Source organism: Vibrio sp. CDRSL-10 TSBA (assembly GCA_039696685.1).
Taxonomy (GTDB): domain Bacteria; phylum Pseudomonadota; class Gammaproteobacteria; order Enterobacterales; family Vibrionaceae; genus Vibrio.
Genome location: CP155566.1, coordinates 1,637,080 through 1,658,463, shown reverse-complemented (window position 1 = coordinate 1,658,463; position 21,384 = coordinate 1,637,080). Strand labels below are relative to the sequence as shown.

General features: G+C 48.9%; 11 protein-coding genes, 8 pseudogenes and 1 riboswitch. Of the genes and pseudogenes, 7 read left to right on the top strand and 12 right to left on the bottom strand.

Annotated elements, in window-relative coordinates; genetic code table 11:
• Positions 1-109: 109 nt before the first annotated feature.
• Positions 110-947 (bottom strand): annotated as a pseudogene (locus tag ABDK09_15205) (S1-like domain-containing RNA-binding protein).
• Between the two features lie 102 nt (positions 948-1,049).
• Here ABDK09_15205 and ABDK09_15200 point away from each other — a divergent pair.
• A complete protein-coding gene (locus tag ABDK09_15200) occupies positions 1,050-2,399 on the top strand; it encodes a hypothetical protein (protein XAW90680.1) in 1,350 nt (449 codons plus the stop codon).
• Between the two features lie 81 nt (positions 2,400-2,480).
• Here the strand turns inward: ABDK09_15200 and ABDK09_15195 are convergent.
• A pseudogene (locus ABDK09_15195) lies at positions 2,481-2,964 on the bottom strand (DUF4442 domain-containing protein).
• Positions 2,965-3,178: 214 nt separating this feature from the next.
• Positions 3,179-4,067 (bottom strand): annotated as a pseudogene (locus ABDK09_15190) (putative PEP-binding protein).
• A 205-nt stretch (positions 4,068-4,272) separates the two neighbouring features.
• On the opposite strand from ABDK09_15190, the gene ABDK09_15185 reads away from it, so the two are divergent.
• Positions 4,273-5,331 carry a 3-deoxy-7-phosphoheptulonate synthase gene (locus ABDK09_15185; GenBank protein ID XAW90679.1) on the top strand — a complete coding sequence of 353 codons (1,059 nt, stop codon included), beginning with the start codon at positions 4,273-4,275 and terminating at the stop codon, positions 5,329-5,331.
• A gap of 37 nt (positions 5,332-5,368) precedes the next feature.
• Positions 5,369-5,852, top strand: a pseudogene (locus tag ABDK09_15180) (YajQ family cyclic di-GMP-binding protein).
• 126 nt (positions 5,853-5,978) lie between these two features.
• Here ABDK09_15180 and msrB read toward each other — a convergent pair.
• The 3 genes from msrB to ABDK09_15165 are packed head-to-tail and all read right to left on the bottom strand — an operon-like array spanning position 5,979 to position 7,389.
• Complete coding sequence (msrB, locus tag ABDK09_15175; GenBank protein ID XAW90678.1) at positions 5,979-6,425, bottom strand: peptide-methionine (R)-S-oxide reductase MsrB; 447 nt, start codon at positions 6,423-6,425, stop codon at positions 5,979-5,981.
• Between the two features lie 53 nt (positions 6,426-6,478).
• Positions 6,479-7,210, bottom strand: coding sequence for a chromosome partitioning protein ParA (locus ABDK09_15170; GenBank protein ID XAW90677.1), 732 nt, complete (start codon positions 7,208-7,210; stop codon positions 6,479-6,481).
• A gap of 20 nt (positions 7,211-7,230) precedes the next feature.
• Positions 7,231-7,389 carry a hypothetical protein gene (locus tag ABDK09_15165; GenBank protein ID XAW90676.1) on the bottom strand — a complete coding sequence of 53 codons (159 nt, stop codon included), beginning with the start codon at positions 7,387-7,389 and terminating at the stop codon, positions 7,231-7,233.
• Positions 7,390-7,694: 305 nt separating this feature from the next.
• A riboswitch (glycine riboswitch) is annotated at positions 7,695-7,799 on the top strand.
• A 102-nt stretch (positions 7,800-7,901) separates the two neighbouring features.
• On the opposite strand from ABDK09_15165, the pseudogene ABDK09_15160 reads away from it, so the two are divergent.
• Positions 7,902-9,285 (top strand): annotated as a pseudogene (locus ABDK09_15160) (sodium:alanine symporter family protein).
• A gap of 88 nt (positions 9,286-9,373) precedes the next feature.
• Here the strand turns inward: ABDK09_15160 and ABDK09_15155 are convergent.
• The 3 genes and pseudogenes from ABDK09_15155 to ABDK09_15145 all read right to left on the bottom strand — a co-directional run bounded on the left by ABDK09_15155 (position 9,374) and on the right by ABDK09_15145 (position 12,834).
• Positions 9,374-10,012 carry a LysE family translocator gene (locus ABDK09_15155; protein XAW90675.1) on the bottom strand — a complete coding sequence of 213 codons (639 nt, stop codon included), beginning with the start codon at positions 10,010-10,012 and terminating at the stop codon, positions 9,374-9,376.
• A gap of 168 nt (positions 10,013-10,180) precedes the next feature.
• Positions 10,181-12,136 carry a type VI secretion system tip protein VgrG gene (locus tag ABDK09_15150; protein XAW90674.1) on the bottom strand — a complete coding sequence of 652 codons (1,956 nt, stop codon included), beginning with the start codon at positions 12,134-12,136 and terminating at the stop codon, positions 10,181-10,183.
• A 178-nt stretch (positions 12,137-12,314) separates the two neighbouring features.
• Positions 12,315-12,834 (bottom strand): annotated as a pseudogene (locus tag ABDK09_15145) (Hcp family type VI secretion system effector).
• Positions 12,835-13,242: 408 nt separating this feature from the next.
• On the opposite strand from ABDK09_15145, the pseudogene ABDK09_15140 reads away from it, so the two are divergent.
• Positions 13,243-14,728, top strand: a pseudogene (locus tag ABDK09_15140) (carboxypeptidase M32).
• A 74-nt stretch (positions 14,729-14,802) separates the two neighbouring features.
• Here the strand turns inward: ABDK09_15140 and ABDK09_15135 are convergent.
• From ABDK09_15135 to hrpA, 3 genes and pseudogenes are all read right to left on the bottom strand, one after another.
• Entirely contained in the window at positions 14,803-15,132 is a 330-nt protein-coding gene (locus ABDK09_15135; GenBank protein ID XAW90673.1) for a hypothetical protein, read from the bottom strand.
• Positions 15,133-15,348: 216 nt separating this feature from the next.
• Positions 15,349-15,825: a porin gene (locus tag ABDK09_15130; GenBank protein ID XAW90672.1), complete on the bottom strand. Its 477-nt coding sequence runs from the start codon at positions 15,823-15,825 to the stop codon at positions 15,349-15,351.
• Positions 15,826-15,943: 118 nt separating this feature from the next.
• Positions 15,944-19,870 (bottom strand): annotated as a pseudogene (gene hrpA, locus ABDK09_15125) (ATP-dependent RNA helicase HrpA).
• Between the two features lie 183 nt (positions 19,871-20,053).
• Here hrpA and ABDK09_15120 point away from each other — a divergent pair.
• Together ABDK09_15120 and ABDK09_15115 are read left to right on the top strand one after the other, a co-directional pair.
• Entirely contained in the window at positions 20,054-20,641 is a 588-nt protein-coding gene (locus ABDK09_15120; protein ID XAW90671.1) for an FMN-dependent NADH-azoreductase, read from the top strand.
• 365 nt (positions 20,642-21,006) lie between these two features.
• The gene (locus tag ABDK09_15115; GenBank protein XAW90670.1) at positions 21,007-21,375 is read left to right on the top strand and encodes a hypothetical protein; all 369 of its coding nucleotides are present in this window, start codon (positions 21,007-21,009) and stop codon (positions 21,373-21,375) included.
• Positions 21,376-21,384: the final 9 nt, after the last annotated feature.

The window sequence follows — 21,384 nt, the reverse complement described above, 5'->3', positions numbered from 1 at the left end:
GCCGGCTCATCAAAACAAACCAGTGATGCAATAAAAAACGGCCGCCATACAGGCAGCCGTTAATGCGTTTTGACATCCCAGGCCATTCACTTTGGCCGGAACTATTAGTCTAGTCAGCCAGACGAATTCCGTCTTTCTCAATCACGATCTTGCCCTGCTTGAACAGGCCGCCGATGGTTTTCTTGAAAGTGCCTTTACTGGTGCGGAAGGTCGCGAAAATCGCTTCCGGAGTCGATTTATCACTCAGTGGCAGGAAGCCGCCTTTCTTTTCCAGCGTTTCAAGAATTTTGCTGCTCAGGTCATCCATTTTAGCGACACCGACTTTCTGCAGTGCCAGATCAATCTTGCCATCTTCACGGATATTCTTGATGTAACCTTTCAGGCGCTTACCGATAAACAGCTTTCCGAACACATCTGACGGGAAAACCATACCCCAATGTGCGCCGTTGACAATCGCTTTGTAACCCAGTTCTGAACGCTCAGCGATGATCAGATCAACCTGCTCGTTGCGCTGATAGTTCACCGGTGTTTTATCCAGCCACTTGTTAAATTTGGTCGTACCAACAATGCGGCCAGAGGCTTTATCTGTGTAGACATACACCAGAACGTTTTGCCCGGCAGTAAAGCGTTTGCGCTGCTCACTGAATGGAATCAGCAGACCTTTGTCTTTAATTCCCCAGTCCGCAAACGCACCGGTGCTGTTCACACCTTCAATTTTCATCAGGCCCCATTCACCCACCTGGGCAATTGGTGTTTCTGTCGTCGCAGCCAGCTGGTTTCTCGGAATCGAAGTAAAGGAACACATCAACAAAGTGACCCACCTCTACACCTTCCGGAGCAAAGCGGTTTGGCAATAAAGTCGTACCAAATTCACCAGCATCAAGAAAGACACCAAAATCGGCAATTTTTACAACTTCTAGACTATTAGTCTGACCAACGTTAATCATTTAAAACTGTCTCACATCAAATTTGCAGAGATTATACGTGATCTCTGATATGCTTTCCCCCATTGAACAGAGAAAATTAAGCAATTTTTTCAGGAGTTTTCATTGATCACTGTCGATAAACAAGATGCCGTTACCCTTAAAATCTCCTCTGAGATGTCGGACAGCAAGAAGCTCGATCTGGATATGTATCTGTTTATTCCCGGCGAATTAGGTTTAACGCCGGAGGTGATGTCCGAGGGAGAGTTTTTCTACAGTTCCATCCATCAAAAACGGTCCTACTACAGTAATAAAATTCTGTTGCCGCTGGTGCACAGCCGTCTGGCACAACGCGGCCGTCTCTCTTCTACCCAGTACCGGGTCAGTCTGAGCTTGTTCGCCTATCAGTATGTGATTGCACTGGATAAAGCGGTCAACCAGCTCAATGAATCAAGTGACAATGTCACTTCTGATGAAGTGGATACGGTAATTGAATTATCGCTCGATATTCTCAAACGTTTACGCCGTAATATTCCTTACGAAGAAACCATCAAACGCTATTACGCCAACATTGATAACTATCTGTCCTGGTATACCGAGCAGAAGTTTCTCTCTATGGTGGCCAAACTCAGTCGCAATTCTGAATACAAGACGATTAAAGATCGCCTGATCACTCTGGTGGAAAAAGAACAGGCTCACCGGGCACTTAATCACTACAACTCGGAAAAAGCCGACACCGACATTACCCGCCTCAGCAACAAAATGCGTCTGCTGCGACGCCTGATTGAGCACCCGATTATTCTGCGTGAAAAAGTCAGCTCGCTGGGTAAAAACATGAAACGTGCGGTGAAAGGCATCGCCACGGGTTTGGTTATGGTTGTGGTGACCATTACGGCAATCACGGCACGAGATTACTGGGGTGAAATCACGGCCTCATTCATCATCGCCATGTCGTTTATTTATGCTTTACGTGAAATTTTTAAAGACGATTTACGTGACATCTTATGGCGCGTTATTCGTAAAGGAAAACCTAAATGGCGCCGTCGCTATTTCGACCCGACCACAGGTAAAGAAGTGGGCCAGAAAGACGAATGGCTCGACTACAAAAGCTTGGCACAATTGCCGGACAGCATACAGAACATTCGCAAAAAGCGGGTCGTGCAACGCGAAGAGCAGATCCTCCACTACCGCTCGCAGACCGAGATGTCGACCTCCCATTTTATGAGCGGTTATGAAGCCACACGTGAAAGCATCCTAATCGACTTGCGTACCTTGACCCGCTTGATGGATAAAGGCTCCAACCGTATCTATCAGCTAAACAACGGTCAGGTGAGCCGTGAGTCGGTTGAAAAACGTCATCTCATCAATCTGATCGTCAAAGAGCGTAACTACAAAGATAAGCCGCGCTATTATCGCTGGAAAATCGTGTTAAACCGAAGCAAAATCGTCGATATTGAAACCATCGAGCTCAGTTAGCATCACCAGCATACCCGCTCAGTGCACGCGGTTTAACGGGCAAGAGAGACAAGCATAGTTACTCGCCTGAGGCCAGCAAAGTTATCCGCTCTTCACGGCTTTAAGGGATAACGTCAGCCAGAAACTCCGCCATCGCTTCATCACCATGCAGCGATGGACAAGTGGCGGTAATTTTTACCGCCTGATTCACTCGCTGGCCATTGGCCAGCGTTTCGTCCAGCATAGCATCAATCAACGGACCATCGTCGCAGCGAAAGCAGACATCGGCTTCGGGCCTTTTGAGAAATTTCGCCTCAACCTCCTTAAAAGCCAGTGACACTGTCACTTTACGTTGCTGCGCTTTGTACATAGCAAGAAAGCCCCCCGCCACATCTGCACCTACCGCCAGCACGCCAAAATACATGCTGTTGAGATGATTGCGATTACGCCGTTTAAGCGGGATGCGGACTATGACTGAGTGATCGTCAAGCGTGAGCAGTTTCGGCCGGCAATACCAGATGAGCGGCACTTTCATAAAGCCGAAATAGTTAAGATAAAGATTCGCTTTGGTGAGAGCAGAAAGCATAGGACTGACCTTATCGTTGTGGTTATATTTGTCGTTATAACTTTAGTTGTCAGACCAGTTCACTTTAGCGTCGCAATATTGTCAATCTGTACGGTTAAAAAACAAGAAGCCAGCCGTATTTGGCTGGCTTCATTCAAGCGCGAACTGAACATCTGATTGAATTGCGGCTGTCTTTACTTACCGCCCTTGTTAAGCAACCTTCTCAGGTCGCGTATCAGAAGTTAAAAATCGCTTCCGCCTGGCTATTTTCAACCAGGTAATTTTGTAGCTTGAGGTGAGTTTCCAGTGCTGTCGTGACAATCAGTACCGGTTTTTTAGCCTGCAGAGCCGCTTTAAACACAATATCAGCCAGCAGGGTTACCGATTCGCTGTCCGGATTGTACAGGTACGCCAGTGCCGCATTGTCCTTATCCAGGCCCAGAGTAAACTGAGTCAGCGATTCCCAGTCAATCACCACACCATCGAAATATTGCAGCAGACGTTCAGCCACCATCACACTGGATGGCACACTGCAGCTGTAAAGCACTTTCAGACCATTCAGGCCGCGCGGCAGGCCCTGCTCCGCCAGACGGTCAATAATAGTCGCTGCATCGCTCAGCGTGCGCACAAAAGGCACGACAATTTCAATATCCAGCCCCTGGCTGCGCAGCTGCTTGATCACCTGGCATTCCAGTGCAAACGCCGGTGCATACGCTTGAGATGCGTAACGGGAAACACCGCGCACACCCATTGCCGGATTCACTTCGTCGGTTTCCAGGCTGCCGCCCAGCAGCGCCTGATAGCCATGACTATCTGCTGAACTCAGACACACACGCAGCGACTGATGATGAGGCTGGATAGCCGCGCTGATTTTTTCCACCAGAGTATCGACAAAATGTTCAGCAATACTTTTACCGCCCAGCATGGCTTCGAGTGAACTTTTTTCCAGTTCAGACAAACTATCAGTGCCCGTGACCAGAGCCGGATGATAAAAAACGCTCTCGGCAATGAGCTCAGATAAAGAGACAAACAGATAAGAGCTTGGTGCCTGTTTCGGTTGCCTTTGGCAATGTGTTTCCCAGAGCCAACTGCTCATGGATGGTTACGTTGTGTTCTAAACTCATTACTGCTCCGTTTATCATTATGTTGTACATGTCGAAAATACCTAGAGAGCCACAGAAAAACAAGTCCGAAACTCAATATTTATTGATTATTTTTGCATAAATTTTCACTTTACAGGAAATACCGCGCCACATCTCGCTTAACAGTTTATTATGGCCCCTAAATTCGTTATCTTTACTACCTCGCACTAACAGGACAGGCTATCCTATGCCATTACAAACTGATGAATTAAGAACCCAAGCACTGGGCCCAATGCCAACTCCGGCAGAACTTAGCCAAGCCCACCCGATTACGGATGAGGTTGCAGAGCGTATCGCCAACTCCCGTGGCCAAATTGAACGCATTCTTTCCGGTGAAGATGATCGCCTGATGGTGATTGTCGGACCTTGCTCTGTACACGACACCGAAGCGGCGATGGATTATGCGCGACGTCTGAGTGCCATTCAGGATCAATACGCTGACGAACTGTTTATCGTTATGCGCACCTATTTCGAGAAACCTCGTACGGTTGTCGGCTGGAAAGGCCTGATTACCGATCCAAACCTGGACGGCTCCTACGCACTGGAAACCGGCTTAAATAAAGCACGTCAACTGCTGCTGAACATCAATAAACTGGGTCTGGCAACCGCCACTGAGTTTCTGGATATGATTACCGGCCAGTACATTGCTGATCTTATCACCTGGGGCGCTATCGGTGCCCGCACCACAGAATCCCAGATCCACCGTGAAATGGCCTCTGCACTGTCGTGCCCGGTTGGCTTTAAAAACGGGACTAATGGTAACGTTAAAATTGCGATTGATGCGATTCGCGCAGCTCAGGCTTCACATTACTTCTACTCGCCGGATAAAAATGGTCGTATGACCGTCTACCGCACCAGCGGTAACCCATACGGACACGTGATTCTGCGCGGTGGCGATAATGGCACAAACTATGACGCGGATTCAGTCGACGAAGCGTGTGAAGCACTGGCTAAATTTGACCTGCCACAACGCCTGGTGGTTGATTTCAGCCACGCAAACTGTCAAAAACAGCATCGTAAGCAGCTTGATGTAGCCAAAGATATCTGTCAGCAAATTGAATCCGGCAGCCATAAGGTCGCTGGTGTGATGGCGGAAAGCTTCATTGTGGAAGGCAACCAGCCAATGGACGATCTTGACAACCTGACCTATGGTCAATCGATTACCGATCCGTGCCTGAGCTGGGAAGACACCACAAACATGCTTGATATGCTGGCTCAATCTATTAAAGTGCGCCGTGCCGGCTAATCCGCCGCATCGGTTAATTTATTAAGGAAAAACTAACATGCCTTCTTTCGATATTGTTTCGGAAATCGATACTGTTGAACTGCGTAACGCGGTCGATAACTCAAATCGTGAACTTGCAACCCGCTTTGACTTTCGCAACGTTGACGCCAGCTTTGAAATGAAAGATGAAACAGTAAAACTGGCCGCTGAAGGTGATTTCCAGCTGCAACAGCTCATGGATATTCTGCGTAGTAACCTGGCTAAACGCGGTGTGGATCCACGTTCAATGGAAGTGAAAGAGTCAGTCCATTCTGGTAAGAAACTGGTATAAAGATGTCCTGTTCAAGCAAGGCATCGAGACTGACCTGGCGAAAAAAGTAGTCAAATTGATCAAAGACGCCAAGCTGAAAGTTCAAGCTTCAATTCAAGGTGATAAAGTTCGTGTCACCGGGAAAAAGCGTGATGATTTGCAAGCTGTAATGGCGCTGCTGCGTGGTAGTGATCTGGACCATCCTTTCCAGTTCAACAACTTCCGCGACTAACTCGCTGCCCAATAAAAAATCCAGCCTCAGAGCTGGATTTTTTATTGGCTGGCGTTGCTTTACACTAACTAAGCATGGCACATGACTCTGCATGAAACATCAACCCTGCATCAATTCACTGCGCATCTAATCAGACTGCTTCTCTATCGCCACGGCATTGACGCAATAGCGCAGGCCACTTGGCGGCGGACCATCAGGAAATACATGGCCTAGATGAGCATCACAACTGTTGCAGCGCACTTCTACCCTTGGCGTCGCAAGCTGAGTGTCGATATGATACGAAATCGCATTCTTTACCGCTGGCTGTGAAAATGATGGCCAGCCGGTGTGAGAATCAAATTTCGTCTCCGAATCAAACAATAGCGTCTGACAACAAACACAATGATAGATACCCGGCTCAAACTGCACACACATGTCTGAAGAAAACGGCCGTTCGGTACCATGTTCTCTGGTTACATAGTACTGCTCTTCCGTCAGTTCATCGCGCCACTGCTGTGGCGTTTTCTCAACCCGGTGCGAAGGAGCAAGGTTCCCCTGCTGGGCTAACTCCACTACATCTTTCCAATTCAGCATTGAATCCCCCTTCACTTGGTAAGCAGCTTCCCTGAGTTAAGGGAAGCCATTAATCAGAGGCCAATCTCTTCCGACAGCGCTTTAATCTGTTCCAGATCCATACGGCGTACACGAATCATTTGATCAATCTCGCTCACGCGAGAATTCGCTTCATCCTGCTTATCACACGAATCAGATTTCGCATCCCAGGACGCTCCCTCAAGATAGGCATCACAATCATTCTTAAGCGTTTTGATTTTCGGCACTAAATCATCACGCTCTTTTTGCAGAGATTCCAGTTCCTGTTTAATTTTCAACTCTTTCTGGAACAATTCGCGCGAACGTTCAAACATCGTGGCCTGCATATCTGCCTGGCGATTTAACTTGTCGTTCTTTTCGTCCGCTTTAACCAGAGCCTGCTTGCGGTTAGACAACTCCGCTTCCAACGAAGCATTGACTTTTTCCAGCTCAGTCACTTCTTTCTGCAACTTGCTCAGCTCTGCTTTGTTTTGTTCACTCTGCTCGTCCAGCGCGGCCTGCAACTTCTCCTGCCAGTCCTGGTTGAGTTTTTCTGTGTTGTCTTCGACCTGGACTTTCTGATCTGCGCCGTCCTGCTGTGCCTGTTTGTACTGAGCTTCCAGCGCCTGATACGTGGCTTCCCATTTTGAAGCCGTCAGCGACGAGCCGACCAATCCGCCCAGAGCCAAGCCCAGTACTGCGGCAATGCCGATATAGAGATAACTGCGTTTGTCGCGCTCTTCAATCACGACCACATCGTCGTTATCGTCTGAATGTTTTTGGTTCAAGTTTTACTCCTAAATCCCCATCAGCGAATGAGTTCAGTCACCACAACCGAGATCGTATAAATTACCAAAGCAGCGACCAGTGTCACGACAATTCCTTTCTGTGCTTTTTCGCTGGTGCCGTAGCGAATCAGAAAAAAAGCCAAGGCAATCAATACTCCGATAGTGATCAGTCTGATCATAACTCACCCCCTTATCCACTTCTCTTTATACCACTTATAGCGTATCAAAGGTCAGAGAAAAGTTTATTCCGGCACATCTTGACCAAGAATGACGCATTCGATTGAATTTGTAGATGACATCACACTTTGTTTTGGCTAATATTCTCGGGCAAATTATCTAATCATATAGATAATTGTTCCAATGAAGACTGCAGGAGAGAGGTTGTTAACCTATTTATAACAAATAGGTCAGACATACCCGCCGAAGAAGTAAATCTTTCAGGTGCTTTATTCTTCCCCAAAGAAGAATAGCGAGGACTGTAGTTGGAGGAACCTCTGGAGAGAACCGTTTAATCGGTCGCCGAAGGAGCAAGTTCTGCTTATCCACTAAGCAGAGTGAAACTCTCAGGCAAAAGGACAGAGGAGTGAAAGGTTATCCGGGACAGTTGTACTGTTACTGGCTATTTGCATTTTGATCGATGGGATCCGCCCTTTCTCTCTTCTCCTTAGATGTTGTTTATTAAGGGGAAAACATGACCAACCTTCTTTCATTATTACAAACTATTGATAGCTTCGTATGGGGCCCGCCTCTACTTATTCTGCTGGTTGGTACCGGCGTTTATTTCACTTTTCGTTTGGGCCTGTTGCAATTCCGCCACCTTCCGACTGCACTGAAAATGGTGTTCAGCCGTGATAAAAACCAGTCCGCACAGGGCGACGTGTCCAGCTTCGCAGCATTGTGTACCGCTTTATCAGCGACTATCGGCACCGGTAATATCGTTGGTGTCGCAACGGCAATCAAACTCGGTGGCCCGGGCGCACTATTCTGGATGTGGCTGGCTGCTTTGTTCGGTATGGCAACCAAATACGCAGAATGCCTTCTGGCGGTAAAATACCGCAAAACCGATGCCAACGGTCAGATGATCGGTGGCCCGATGTACTATCTGCAATACGGTGTAGGCTCAAAAGTACTGGCGGTGCTGTTTGCTGTGTTTGCCCTCGGTGTGGCGTGCTTTGGTATCGGTACTTTCCCGCAGGTTAACGCGATTCTCGATGCCACTGAGATTTCATTTGGCGCCTCCCGCGAGGCCTCCGCTATCGTTTCTGACCCTGCTGGTCGCATTTGTGACCATTGGCGGTATTAAATCGATTTCCCGCGTTGCCGGCAAAGTCGTACCAGCTATGGCAGTGTTTTATGTCATCGCCTGTCTGAGTGTGATTGTCACCAACGCCGACCAGCTGTTAAACGCTCTGCAACTGGTACTGACGTCAGCATTCAGTTCATCTGCAGCAACTGGCGGCTTCCTGGGCGCAAGCATCATGCTGGCCATTCAGTCCGGTATTGCGCGTGGAGTCTTCTCCAACGAATCTGGCCTTGGCAGTGCCCCAATGGCCGCAGCAGCAGCCAAAACCGACTCTTGTGTAAAACAGGGGCTGATCTCGATGACCGGTACCTTCTTCGATACCATCATTATCTGTACCATGACCGGCCTGGCTCTGATCCTGACCGGAGCGTGGCAAAGCGAGTTCTCCGGTGCAGCCATGACCACTCATGCGTTTGCCGTCGGCCTCAACTCAGAAGCCATCGGCCCGATGCTGGTTTCGGTTGGTCTGATGTTTTTTGCTTTCACGACCATTCTTGGCTGGAACTACTATGGTGAGCGTTGTGTCGTCTTCCTCTTTGGCACCAAAGCGGTACTGCCATACAAAGTGGTGTTTATCGCTCTGGTCGCATCAGGCGCGTTCCTGAAACTGGATATGATCTGGGTAATTGCCGATATCGTAAACGGGCTGATGGCGATTCCAAACCTGATCGGTCTGATTGCACTGCGTCACGTCGTGGTTGAAGAAACCAAGGTATTCTTTGCCCGACATGCCCGCGCAGAGCAAACTTCACTCGCCTCACAGCAATCATAATCCTGCTGCGGCATCGTAAAAGATGCGATTGCAAACGATCAAAAAAGCGCCCGTTCGGGCGCTTTTTCATATCTGACTCAGAGCTAAATTATGCTGCATCTTTTTCCAGCAGTAATTTCACGCCAAGTGCTACCAAAACCAAACCGGTCGTGCCTTCCATCCAGCGCATAAAAGAGGCATTTTTAAGCAGGTTCTTGGCTGAACTTAACGCGCCCGCCAAACCGCATTGCCACACCATCGCAATCACAAAGTGAATTGCCGCCATCAACAGAGACTGCAGTAAAGGCGAATGTTCCGGATTGATAAACTGCGGCAGAAACGCAAGATAGAACACCGCAGTTTTCGGATTCAGTACATTTGACAGAAAGCCCTCACGCAGCGAGCGTTTTACACTCAGTTCGGTGTGTGACAACGTCGCAACGTTCATGCCCTGCCCGGTTTTGATCAGTGATCGCAGGCTGGAAATACCCAGCCAGATTAAATAAGCGGCACCAATCATTTTCATAATGTGAAACAGTTCAGCGGACTGAGCCAGAATCGCGGAAATTCCGATCGCGGAAAACGTCGCATGCACGAACAAGCCGGCACAAATCCCCAGGCTGGTGACACATCCGTCGACCATACCGGCGCGAGAGGTATTACGAATCACCAATGCCGTATCCAGGCCCGGAGTTAAAGTAAGAATAGTTATTGCGATAAGAAACGCTTCAATGTTCTGGATGTACATATCAATCCCTGAAAAGTCACAAGAAAGAACCTTATACCGGAAAGCGTGATGTATGTCTGCAACAGATTACCGCTCAGTAAGAAAACACCCGGCTGCAAGACCGGGCGTCAATACACTTTTGATAAATCTGACGAAACACTATCTCCCTGGGGTTTGCTCCAAAGAGATTTAACCGTCAGCAACATCAGCTAACGTTACCGGCAGAGTGGCCGCCTCGCCGCTAAATCCGCTGCCACTGCCAGCGCTGCCGCCTGAGTTGAGGTTAACGCCTGCGCCGGAGAGATGAACACCTGCCGGATCGACTTTGACAAAACTGCCGCCCGCTTTAACTGTGATTTCACTGCCCGCTTCAATCACCACTTTTTGACCAGCTTTAATATGAACTTCACTGCCTGAATCATTAACCCAGACACTGCCAGCCTTAATGTGTAAAGAACCATCGATGATCAAAGTTCGGTTGCCGGTTACTGCTTCGCGCTGTTCATTGCCAACGGTCAAGTGTTGATTATTTTTGACCTGGCTGAAGCTATCGTTTTCCACCGTCAGATGCTGATCGTGCTTCACCACAGTGGTACTGTCGTTTTCCACTATCGCGTCAAAATCTTTCTGGGCATGCAGATAAATCTGCTCACTGCCCGCCTGGTCTTCGAAACTGAGTTCGTTATAGCCTTCACCCTGGTGCGTTTCACTACGCAGGATAGTTTTAGTCTTATGATCCGGTAACAAGTAAGGGGCGGTATTAGTCGCATGGTAAGTCCGCCCGGTCACAATCGGCTGATCCGGGTCACCATTGAGAAACGAGACAATAACTTCGTGGCCGATACGCGGTATCGCCACCATACCGTATTGGCTGCCTGCCCATCCTTGAGATACGCGAACCCAACATGAACTGTGTTCATCGCCATTCGAGTAGCGATCCCACGGGAAATGTAATTTTACCCGGCCGTGTTCATCACAGAAGATCTCTTCCCCTTCCGGCCCCACGACCATCGCCATCATCGGACCGTCCACCTGAGGTTTAGGCTCTGGTCGCGCGCGCCAGGTAATATGACCCGGGATCAGAGTAAACTGGTTGGTGTACGTGGTCGCGCCGGAGCCCGAGGCTTCTTCCAGCGCCTGAGGCTGAGTTCCCTGATGACACACACTGACCACCAGCCAATCCCGGTTCATTGCATCATCCGGATGGTCCTCGAGCTCAAACCGGTATCCGGCACGCAGCAATGGTTGATTGCTATTGCCACTGACCACACGAGCATCGCGGCGCAGGTACTCGAGACGAATTTGACTGAATGCTTTACCGTTGGAGTCGTCTTTGAAGCGTCCAGGCGCATCAAAATGCTCATACCCCGCCTGCTGATATTCCATCTCCGTACCACTGGCATTTTGCGCAAACGAATAAGCCGGCTTTTTAAAGCTGTAATCCTGCATCATCACTTGGCTGACTTCACTTTGCGTGTGCTGATTCAAGCCGGAAATATACGGGCTGTCCATCACGCCACCAGCCAGAGTATTGTACGGAACCGCCTCATTGAGTTTGGCCAGACTCTCCGTTGCGTCACTAAACAACAACGTGTGTTTGCCCTCTTCATGAATGAAGCTGTAAACCAGCCCCTCTTCAGCAGCGAGGCGCAGTAAAAAGTCGAGGTCTGATTCTCGATACTGAACACAGAACTCGCGCTGGCTGCATTCGCGGGTCAAAGCGAAGGCATAATCATTGATGCCCATTTCCTGTAATAATACTGACAAGATCTCAGGCACGGTCTGCAGCTGGAAAATACGACTGTTATGGCGTAAAGAAAGCCGTTCCAGTGCCGGAACCAGGGTCAATCCATAAAAACTATGATGATGTCCGGTATCGCCCTGGGTGAAATCACGCACAATACCATTGACCCGCTGCACCAACTCTCCGTCCCGATACATTCGCAGCTCGGCATTCTGGTCAACAATCATCTCCGCGGTCAGATTCGATTGTCGGCTGGCCAGTTCGAGATTAAAACGAAAACCATGGCAACTCTCACCATTAATCAGCTCACTCGATAAGGTTTCCTGTCCGTCAAAAGCACGCACAACCAGTGTGTCTTCTTCCAGCCCCTCTATATGAATCTGATACTTTAATGTTGCCATTCTGCCATTCCTTGATACCGGGTAAAAACCATCGAGAAAATTCTACAAACCCTAAACGCAAAACACCCGACGGCTATATTTACAGCGCAGTTCGGGGTGTGTGCTTTGTGCTTAAGGCTCAAAAGTTGCCCGCAAGTGAGGGCAACTTTCTTCAGTCATCACTTAATTCGAGCGCAGCTTACGCTTCGATTGGCTTACGCCAGTCATCAGAACCAGAAGTACCTGCATTGACGTGATCCCAGGTAATCTTGCGGTAAGACATTGCTACAGTCAGATTCTGAGTGAAATCTGATTTTGCCGCATCCTGACAGTGAGGCATTTCACAATGGATATCGACGATAGAAGCGTTTCTCCAGTTTCGTCGTGAAGAATTTCTCTTGCTTACCTTCGATGGAAGTGCGGTACCATTTCAGCTCAACCGTCGTCATCTTCTCACCTGATGCCAGTGCGTTGTAAAGCAGAGGAACGGCTTTATTGAGCGACACGGTGAAAGTAAATGGTTTGTGGACACGCTGGCCTGAAGGTTGGCCAGATTGTGGATCAGTTGGTACTGTTACGTTATGGTCGAAGTACTGAACCAGCATTTCATCTTCATGACCTTCAACGAACGAATCGCCGATTGAATCTGCAGTACATGCGCCTGCAGTAATAAGACCCTGGGTTTGACCTTCAATTGAGATATAACATGGAGTTGGCATTGCTCATTCCTTTCTTACGATATGTTTAAAAGCTTACGGTATGTTTAAAAGCTATTGCTCATGAGCAAGTGATGGTGCAAAGCCAGTACTTATTCATAAACAAGCATAATAGTTTCATAGACATGTCTTATCTTTTCAGGAACATGAATATGGTTTCGCTGCCGCACATTGCTGCTCGCGGTGCCGATTCAAGGAATAAAGAGCAAGGTCGATGCCAGAATTGAGTCCTTTAAAAATCAGCATGTTATAATGAACCCAATAACAATAGAGCAATAAACTGCCCCTAACTAAGCAACTTCTTGCTCAGCGGGTAAATTTTGTCTGTGTCAAACACCGACCTGAATCACTTGTTAATCTGTTGCACGTTGATACACTTCCTTCACATTTTCGTCTCACAAGGCCATTTCTATGAGCGCATTCAATAAGTTAGTAAAGCATTCCAAAAAGGTTTCTCATTTTAATCATCTGTCCGCGATTTGCGGCTGGGATCAAGCTGCGGTAATGCCGACCGGGGGTGCAAAAGCCCGTTCTGAAGCAATGGCTGAACTGTCTGTACACATTCACGGTCTGATGACTCAACCTCAACTGGAAGATTGGTTTGCTGAAGCTGAAACCGAGTCGCTTAATCAGGAACAACATGCCACGCTGCGTGAGATGAAACGCCAGTGGCAACAAGCCAATGTGTTGCCAGAAGCATTAGTCGAAGCTAAATCACTTGCCGGTTCTAAATGTGAGCACGCCTGGCGTACACAACGTAAAGAAAATGACTGGCAAGGTTTTGAGAAAAACTGGGCCGAAGTGGTCAAACTCTCGCAGGAGGAAGCGCAGATTCGTGCCGAATCCACTGGTACAACACCTTATGATGCCATGTTGGATATTTATGAGCCGGGAAACCACCAGTGAGTCGCTGGATCGCGTATTTGCTGACGTAAAAACCTGGTTACCGGGCATGATCGATGATGCGATTGAAAAGCAGCGCGGCGATCTGGTTCTGGAACCAAACGGGTTCTACCCGACTGAGCGTCAGAAAGCGCTGGGGCTGGATGTGATGAAACTACTTCAGTTTGATTTTAACCATGGCCGCCTCGATGAAAGTGTCCATCCGTTTTGTGGCGGCGTCCCTTCGGATGTACGCATTACTACCCGTTACAGTCAGGATGAATTCATTCAGTCACTGATGGGGATCGTCCATGAAACCGGCCACGCACGTTATGAACAAGGGTTACCGCGTCACTTAGCGGGAACGCCAGCCGGTGAAGCACGCTCAATGGGGATCCATGAATCCCAGTCGCTGTTTTTTGAAATGCAGCTGGGCCGTACGCCAGCCTTTATTGATCATCTGGCCAACTTGTCTGCCGAGCATTTTGCAGCTCACAATGACCGCGTATTCCAGGTTGCGAATATTCAAAAACTGTATACCCGGGTGAAGAAAGACTTTATCCGCGTTGACGCCGATGAACTCACCTACCCGGCGCATGTCATTTTACGCTACGAAATAGAGCGTGATCTGATGAACGGCAATATCCAACACACCGATGTGCCGGAGCTATGGGATGAAAAGATGCGTGCCTCGCTTGGCCTGAGTACCAAGGGCAACTACAAAAACGGCTGTATGCAGGACATCCACTGGACAGACGGCGCATTTGGTTACTTCCCGAGTTATACCCTGGGCGCGATGTACGCGGCGCAGTTTATGGCCGCAATGAAACAAGCCGTGGACGTTGATGCTACGATTCATAGCGGCGATCTGACTCCAGTCTTTTCCTGGCTGTCTGATAATATCTGGAGCAAGGGCAGCACACTGACTACCGATGAACTGGTGAAGCAAGCAACCGGTGAGACCCTGAATGCCGAGCATTTCCGCACTCACCTGACCCAGCGTTATCTGGGCTAAAGCCAAGCGACTCGGGTAACTCGATATCGGTTACCCGAGTCATGTATTTTTCGTCAGAGCATACGTCGGCTGAATCACCCCAACCGCTTATTCCACTTACCGCCGTGTTGAAGGCGGCAATTCTCTTCGCTGTCGAACCGTACTTGTTTGGCAATATCTTTGACTTGAACCTTGATGGCGGCTAACTCACTTTTCAGCACCTGCAACAGACTGGCTTTGTCAGCGTCATTTAAGTGCTGATTGGTATCGAATACGCAGATAATTGTCAGTGAACGCGGAAAATCAGCGTAGTTGACTAAGTGAGTCAACCACTCAAAGCCTTGATGGCTTTGTTTGAGGCTTTCACAAGCATCAGTCAGGGCAATACGCAGTGCGTTGTCTAGCTTCTTATCGGTTTTTTTCATAAAGATTTGGCTTGTCCTTCTCGCTTCACAACGCCGCGTGACAAATAGCAGCGCAGACTGAAAGCGAGCCTTTTATACAAAGGCCGCATTTTAAGCGATTCAGAACTCGGGGTAAAATTACCAGTTTTACTCAAAGTACCGTTTCACCTCATATCGCCCAATATTCAGCTATAAAAAAACCAGCCATCACAGGCTGGTTTTTCAAAGCAGTACTTCTTACAGGAAGTGGAAGGTGGCGTTCAGGCTGAACGTGTCGATGCTGCCGTTATCCACATCATATTTGTGGTAGCTGGCACCGACTGAAACTGGCCCCATAAGGAAATATTCAGCGCCAACACCGTACATGATATCGATATCGTCATCTTTGTTGCCATTCACTTCTGTTTCCCAACGATGCAGACCGCCACGCGCATAAACGTGCAGAGGGCCGAAATCGATGCTTGGTTTCAGAGCAACATACACCGTTGAGGCATCAAAGCTGTTGCCGTCAACATCGAAGTCGCCAAAATCGGTGTAACCCGCTTCCAGACCAACGATTGGCAGGATGCCGGTACCAACGTGGATGTTGTAAGACGTACTTTCATCGCCTTTATATTCGGCCTGACCCACAGAAGCACCGCCGTAGATCCAAGAGTCAGCCAGCGCTGTTGAAGATGCACCCAGTAAAGCAAGTGCCAGTAAAGTCTTTTTCATGATTAACCTTCTCATTGTTATTAGGCAATGCTCCCTGCGGTGATTCATTGCCACGTTGCGCCAAATTATAGTGATACTGATAATCTATGCAAATAATATGCCCGGCTTTCAACAACTTTTAGCAAGCATCAATGGCATTTTTGACCCGTTTATCAGAAACCGGATACGGCGTGCCTAATTGTTGAGCAAAGAAACTGACCCGCAGCTCTTCCAGCATCCAGCGAATTTCCTTCACGTTATCCGGAATCGCCACACCTTTTGGAATCTTATTGAGCAGCTCTTTGTAATCCTGAGTCACCGATTCAATCTTCAGCATATGCAGGCGGTCTTTATTCGGATCAATCGGCAGTTTCTCCATCCGGCGTTCAATGGCTTTCATGTAACGCAGAATATCCGGCAGACGTTGCCAGCCACATTCAGTGGCGAACCCTTTAAAGATAAGCCCTTCAATTTGCGCTTTGATGTCAGACAGCGCAAACGCCATGGTAAAGTCAATTTTGCCTTTCAGACGCTTATTGATGTTGTACGCCGTGGTAAGGATGGTCTCGACCTGCTGCGCAATATCGACAACGGTATCGCCCAGCTCGGCACGGACGAAACTCTTTCAGCGCTTCAAACTCTTCCGGCTGCCACGCCATACCACCACGCTGCTCAATCAGCTTATCAATACCACAGGCAATACAGTCATCGATCAGGTCCATCACCTTACCGTACGGGTTAAAGTACAAGCCAAGCTTGGACTTGTTCGGTAAGTTCGCATGCAGATACTTAATCGGTGACGGCACGTTGAGAAGGATCAGGCGGCGCTGACCTTCACGCATCGCATTGTGCTGCTCCTGCTCCGTTTCAAACAGCTTGATCTCGACACTGTCTTTGTTGTCGACCAGCGCCGGGTAAGCTTTCACTTCAAAGCCGCCACGTTTTTGCTGATAGACGCGTGGCAGTTCACCGAACGACCAAGTGTGCAGATCTTTCTGCTCAATATCGTCGTCGGCCACTTGCGACAGCGTTTCCTGCACCTTCTCTTTCAGGCTCTCTTTCAGCTCATGCAGATCCTGGTGCTCTTTCAGTTTACGGTTGCGATGGTCAACAGCACGGAACGTCATGCGCAGGTGTTGCGGCACTTGCTCCCAGTTCCAGTCTTCACGCAGTACTTCCACACCAGTCATACGACGCAGTTCGCGTTCCAGAGCGCCCAATAACGGCCCTTCCATCGCTTTAGCCCGCGCCAAAAAGGCGTCGGCATAGTTAGGCGCCGGCACAAAGTTTTTGCGCAGTGATTTCGGCAATGACTTAATAAGGCTCATGACCAGTTCATGACGCAGCCCCGGGATCTGCCAGTCGAACCCTTCCGGTTCAATCTGATTCAGGATCGGCAACGGAATATGTACCGTGACACCGTCACTATTTTCGCCCGGCTCAAACTGATAACTCAGCTTGAGCTTGATGCCGTTTCTGATGCCAGAAATTAGGATAATCCAGCTCAGTAATGTGGCTGGCATCGCCTTTAAACAGCATCTCTTTTTCAAAGTTGAGCAGATCCGGTTTTGCTTTGCCTGCCTGTTTCCACCAGGTGTCAAAATGACGTCCTGACACAACTTCGGTATCGACCCGTTGGTCGTAGAACTGAAACAGCTCTTCATCATCAACCAGAATATCGCGACGACGTGATTTATGCTCCAGCTCTTCCACTTCCTGTAACAAGGCGCGGTTTTGCTTAAAGAAGGCATGTTTGGTTTCCCATTCCCCCTCCACCAGCGCACTGCGAATAAAGATCTCGCGGCTCAGCGGCGCATCAATGTTACCGTAGTTCACCAGACGCTTAGGCACGATCGGAATTCCGTACAACATCACTTTTTCGTACGCCATCACCGCTGCGCGCTTCTTCGACCAGTGCGGCTCGCTGTAGCTGCGTTTAATCAGGTGCTTAGCCAGCGGCTCAATCCATTCTGGTTGGATCTTGGCCACCATGCGTGCCCACAGCTTGGACGTTTCCACCAGTTCGGCCGACATAACCCACTTCGGCTGCTTCTTAAACAGACCGGAGGCCGGGAAAATATTAAAGCGAGCGTTACGCGCGCCCTGATATTCGTTTTTCTCCTGATCTTTCATACCGATGTGAGACAGCAAGCCCACCAGAATCGCACTGTGTACGCCCTGATAGCTGGCCGGTTCATCATTCAGTTTGAAGTCCATCTCGCGCATCGACTGATGAAGCTGGAAATAAACATCCTGCCATTCACGAATACGCAGATAATTGAGGTAATCCTGCTTACACTGACGACGGAACTGATTGCTGCTGTGTGCTTTCTGCTCTTTCTTAATGTGTTCCCACAGATTAACCAGAGTCAGAAAATCCGATTCTTCGTGGAAGAAACGGCGATGCTTGTCATCGGCCGATTGCTGTTTGTCACTAGGACGCTCACGCGGATCCTGAATCGACAAACCGGATGCAATCACCATCACTTCTTTCAGACAGCCAAAACGCGGCGCTTCAATCACCATACGGGCCAGGCGCGGGTCAATCGGCAGACGAGCCAGTTTACGACCGATCTCAGTCAGACGTTTTTTCGGATCCTGGGCTTTATCATTAATCGCGCCCAGCTCTTCAAGCAGACGTACACCATCCTGGATGTTACGTTTATCCGGCGCTTCCACAAACGGGAACGCTTCAATGTCACCCAGACCCAATGCGGTCATCTGCAGAATGACGGACGCCAGGTTGGTGCGCAGAATTTCCGGATCGGTAAACTCCGGACGGGACAGGAAATCGTCCTCCGAATAGAGGCGAATACAGATCCCCTCTTCGACACGGCCACAACGACCTTTACGCTGGTTGGCGCTGGCTTGGGAGATCGGCTCGATCGGCAAGCGCTGTACCTTAGTGCGGTAACTGTAGCGGCTGATTCTTGCCGTCCCCGGGTCAATCACGTATTTGATGCCCGGTACCGTCAGTGACGTTTCCGCCACGTTGGTCGCCAGCACAATACGACGTCCGGCGTGGGGCTGGAAAATCTTGTTCTGTTCACCCGCGGATAAACGGGCATACAGCGGGACAATTTCGGTGTCGCGCAGCTTACGTTTGCTCAGTGCATCAGCAGTATCGCGAATTTCTCGTTCACCGTTCATGAAGATCAGGATATCGCCCAGGCCTTCATCGCACAGTTCATCCACCGCCTCGAAAATGCCTTGCAGCTGGTCACGATCGCTTTCATCTTCGCCGGCCAGCGGGCGGTAACGGGTTTCCACCGGATAGGTCCGGCCGGAGACTTCGATGATAGGCGCACCACTGAAGTGGTTAGAAAAACGCTCAGGATCGATGGTCGCCGAGGTAATAATAACTTTCAGATCAGGGCGACGCGGCAGAAGCTCTTTGAGGTAACCCAAAATAAAATCGATATTGAGGCTGCGTTTCGTGCGCCTCATCGATAATGATGGTGTCATACTGATTGAGAAAACGGTCGTGCTGGATTTCCGCCAGCAGAATACCGTCCGTCATCAGTTTGATTTGCGTATCATCAGAGATCTGGTCGTTAAATCGCACCTTATAACCGACAAAGCCACCCAGCTCGGTTTCCATCTCTTCGGCGATACGATTCGCCACCGAGCGAGCAGCCAGACGTCGTGGCTGGGTGTGGCCGATCAGGCCAAATTTACCGCGCCCCAGCTCAGCACAAATTTTCGGCAGCTGAGTGGTTTTACCTGAACCGGTTTCACCGGCGACAATCACCACCTGGTGCTGTTCAATCGCTTTGGCGATATCTTCACGTTTCTGGCTGACCGGCAGAATTTCGGGATAGTCGATTTTTACTTTATATGCGCTGCGCTGCTGCACCACCATCATCGACTGGGCAATATCCAGGGCAATTTCGTCAAAGACCGCATCTCGTGCCTGTTCATTTTTAATCTTACTGGCACCGGAAATACGTTTATTGAAGCGAAAACGGTCTTTAATAAGGCACTGATTCAATGCCTTTTTCAGCGATTGCGCATTATTAGACTTCGCAACCGCGTTCTTTTCTGTATTGGGCTGTGACTGAGTCAAAGCAGGTCCTATTCATTTTTCACTTAAAACTGCGCGGATTGTATCACAGAGTTTTGCCGACGCAGGCATTTGCACTCGTTCAAATTTTTCGAATGACTTCAGCAAAACCACCTACTTAAGATGTGGCGGGCTTCTCATTACTATGGCGTCTCTGATGTGTTACCTCCAATTAAGGAACTTCTTATGTCTCGTGTACTTGCACTCAAATCCAGCATCCTTGGCGAATATTCTCAATCAAGCAAACTGCTTGATGCTTACCTGACCAAGTTTGACCAAAACGAACTGACTGTCCGTGACCTGGCTGCTGAACCTCTGCCTGTACTGGACTTCTCAGTAGCAACCGCTCTGCGCTCTACAGAAGATCTGTCTGACGATCAACAAGCTATCGTTGCTCTTTCTAATGCGTTAATCGCAGAAGTGAACGCAGCGGACACTCTGGTTATTGCCGCGCCAATGTATAACTTCACTATCCCGACTCAGCTGAAGAACTGGATCGACCTGATTGCTCGTGCCGGCGTAACATTCAAATACACTGAATCAGGTGTCGTTGGTCTGTTCGAAAACAAAAAAGCAGTGGTTATCACCACTCGTGGCGGCATCCATAAAGATTCAGCGACTGACGTAGTAACACCTTACCTGAAAACAGTTCTGGGTTTTGTTGGTATCAGCGAAGTTGAATTCGTGTACGCAGAAGCGCTGAACATGGGTGAAGAGCCGGCAGCAAAAGGCATCGAATCAGCGAAATCTCAACTGGACGCCATTGCTCTGTAATTTTAGGACCTGTAATTTTAAGGCTCTGTAATTTTTGCCCGGCCATTTGGCCGAGCACCGGCGCCTGAATACTTCAGGTAGAATACCTCGCATTCAGGCGCATAAGGAAAAGTGAAGCCCAAGAAACTATTCACTTGACCGACTAAAAGGCAGCGTAGTCATACGCTGCCTTTTTATTTCTCCGTTTCCAGCTTTCGAATTCTGCCTCCGGACAAACCGGGTTAATGCTGCCGATTCACTCTGCTTTTTCTCACTATTTACGCTCAATCACTCAGTTATTGTACAACTGATGAAAATAACTCTTAGTTTTCAAGCAAATTGGCCGCTAAAATAGTACCTAAACACATTTTTCAACTGACAACACTGTGAAAGTATCTGAATTCAAAGCCCTGTTAGACGCCTTACCCGCAGACTGCGACCCCGATATCGTGATGGGAGAAGTTTGGCTGCCTGAACAATTAGTGGCGGCACAGCTGGATCAAAAGCTGCTGTTTCTGGAGTTTGATAATGCGCCGGAAGAAGGTCAGGGTGACGAGGAAGGACGCGGATTTGTCGAGCATGAAATCGACTTGATCCGCGAACAAATTACACAGCTTTTACAGGAAGATAGTTCACAGCACGATAGAATAGAGGCAATGTTAGGCTTGCTTCTGGTCGCGCATGAACGTACTAGCTCGGAATTCATCGAAATGCTGGGGACATTGCAAGAGGAACAGTTGCAAAAAGAGCTTTAGGAGCCGGAT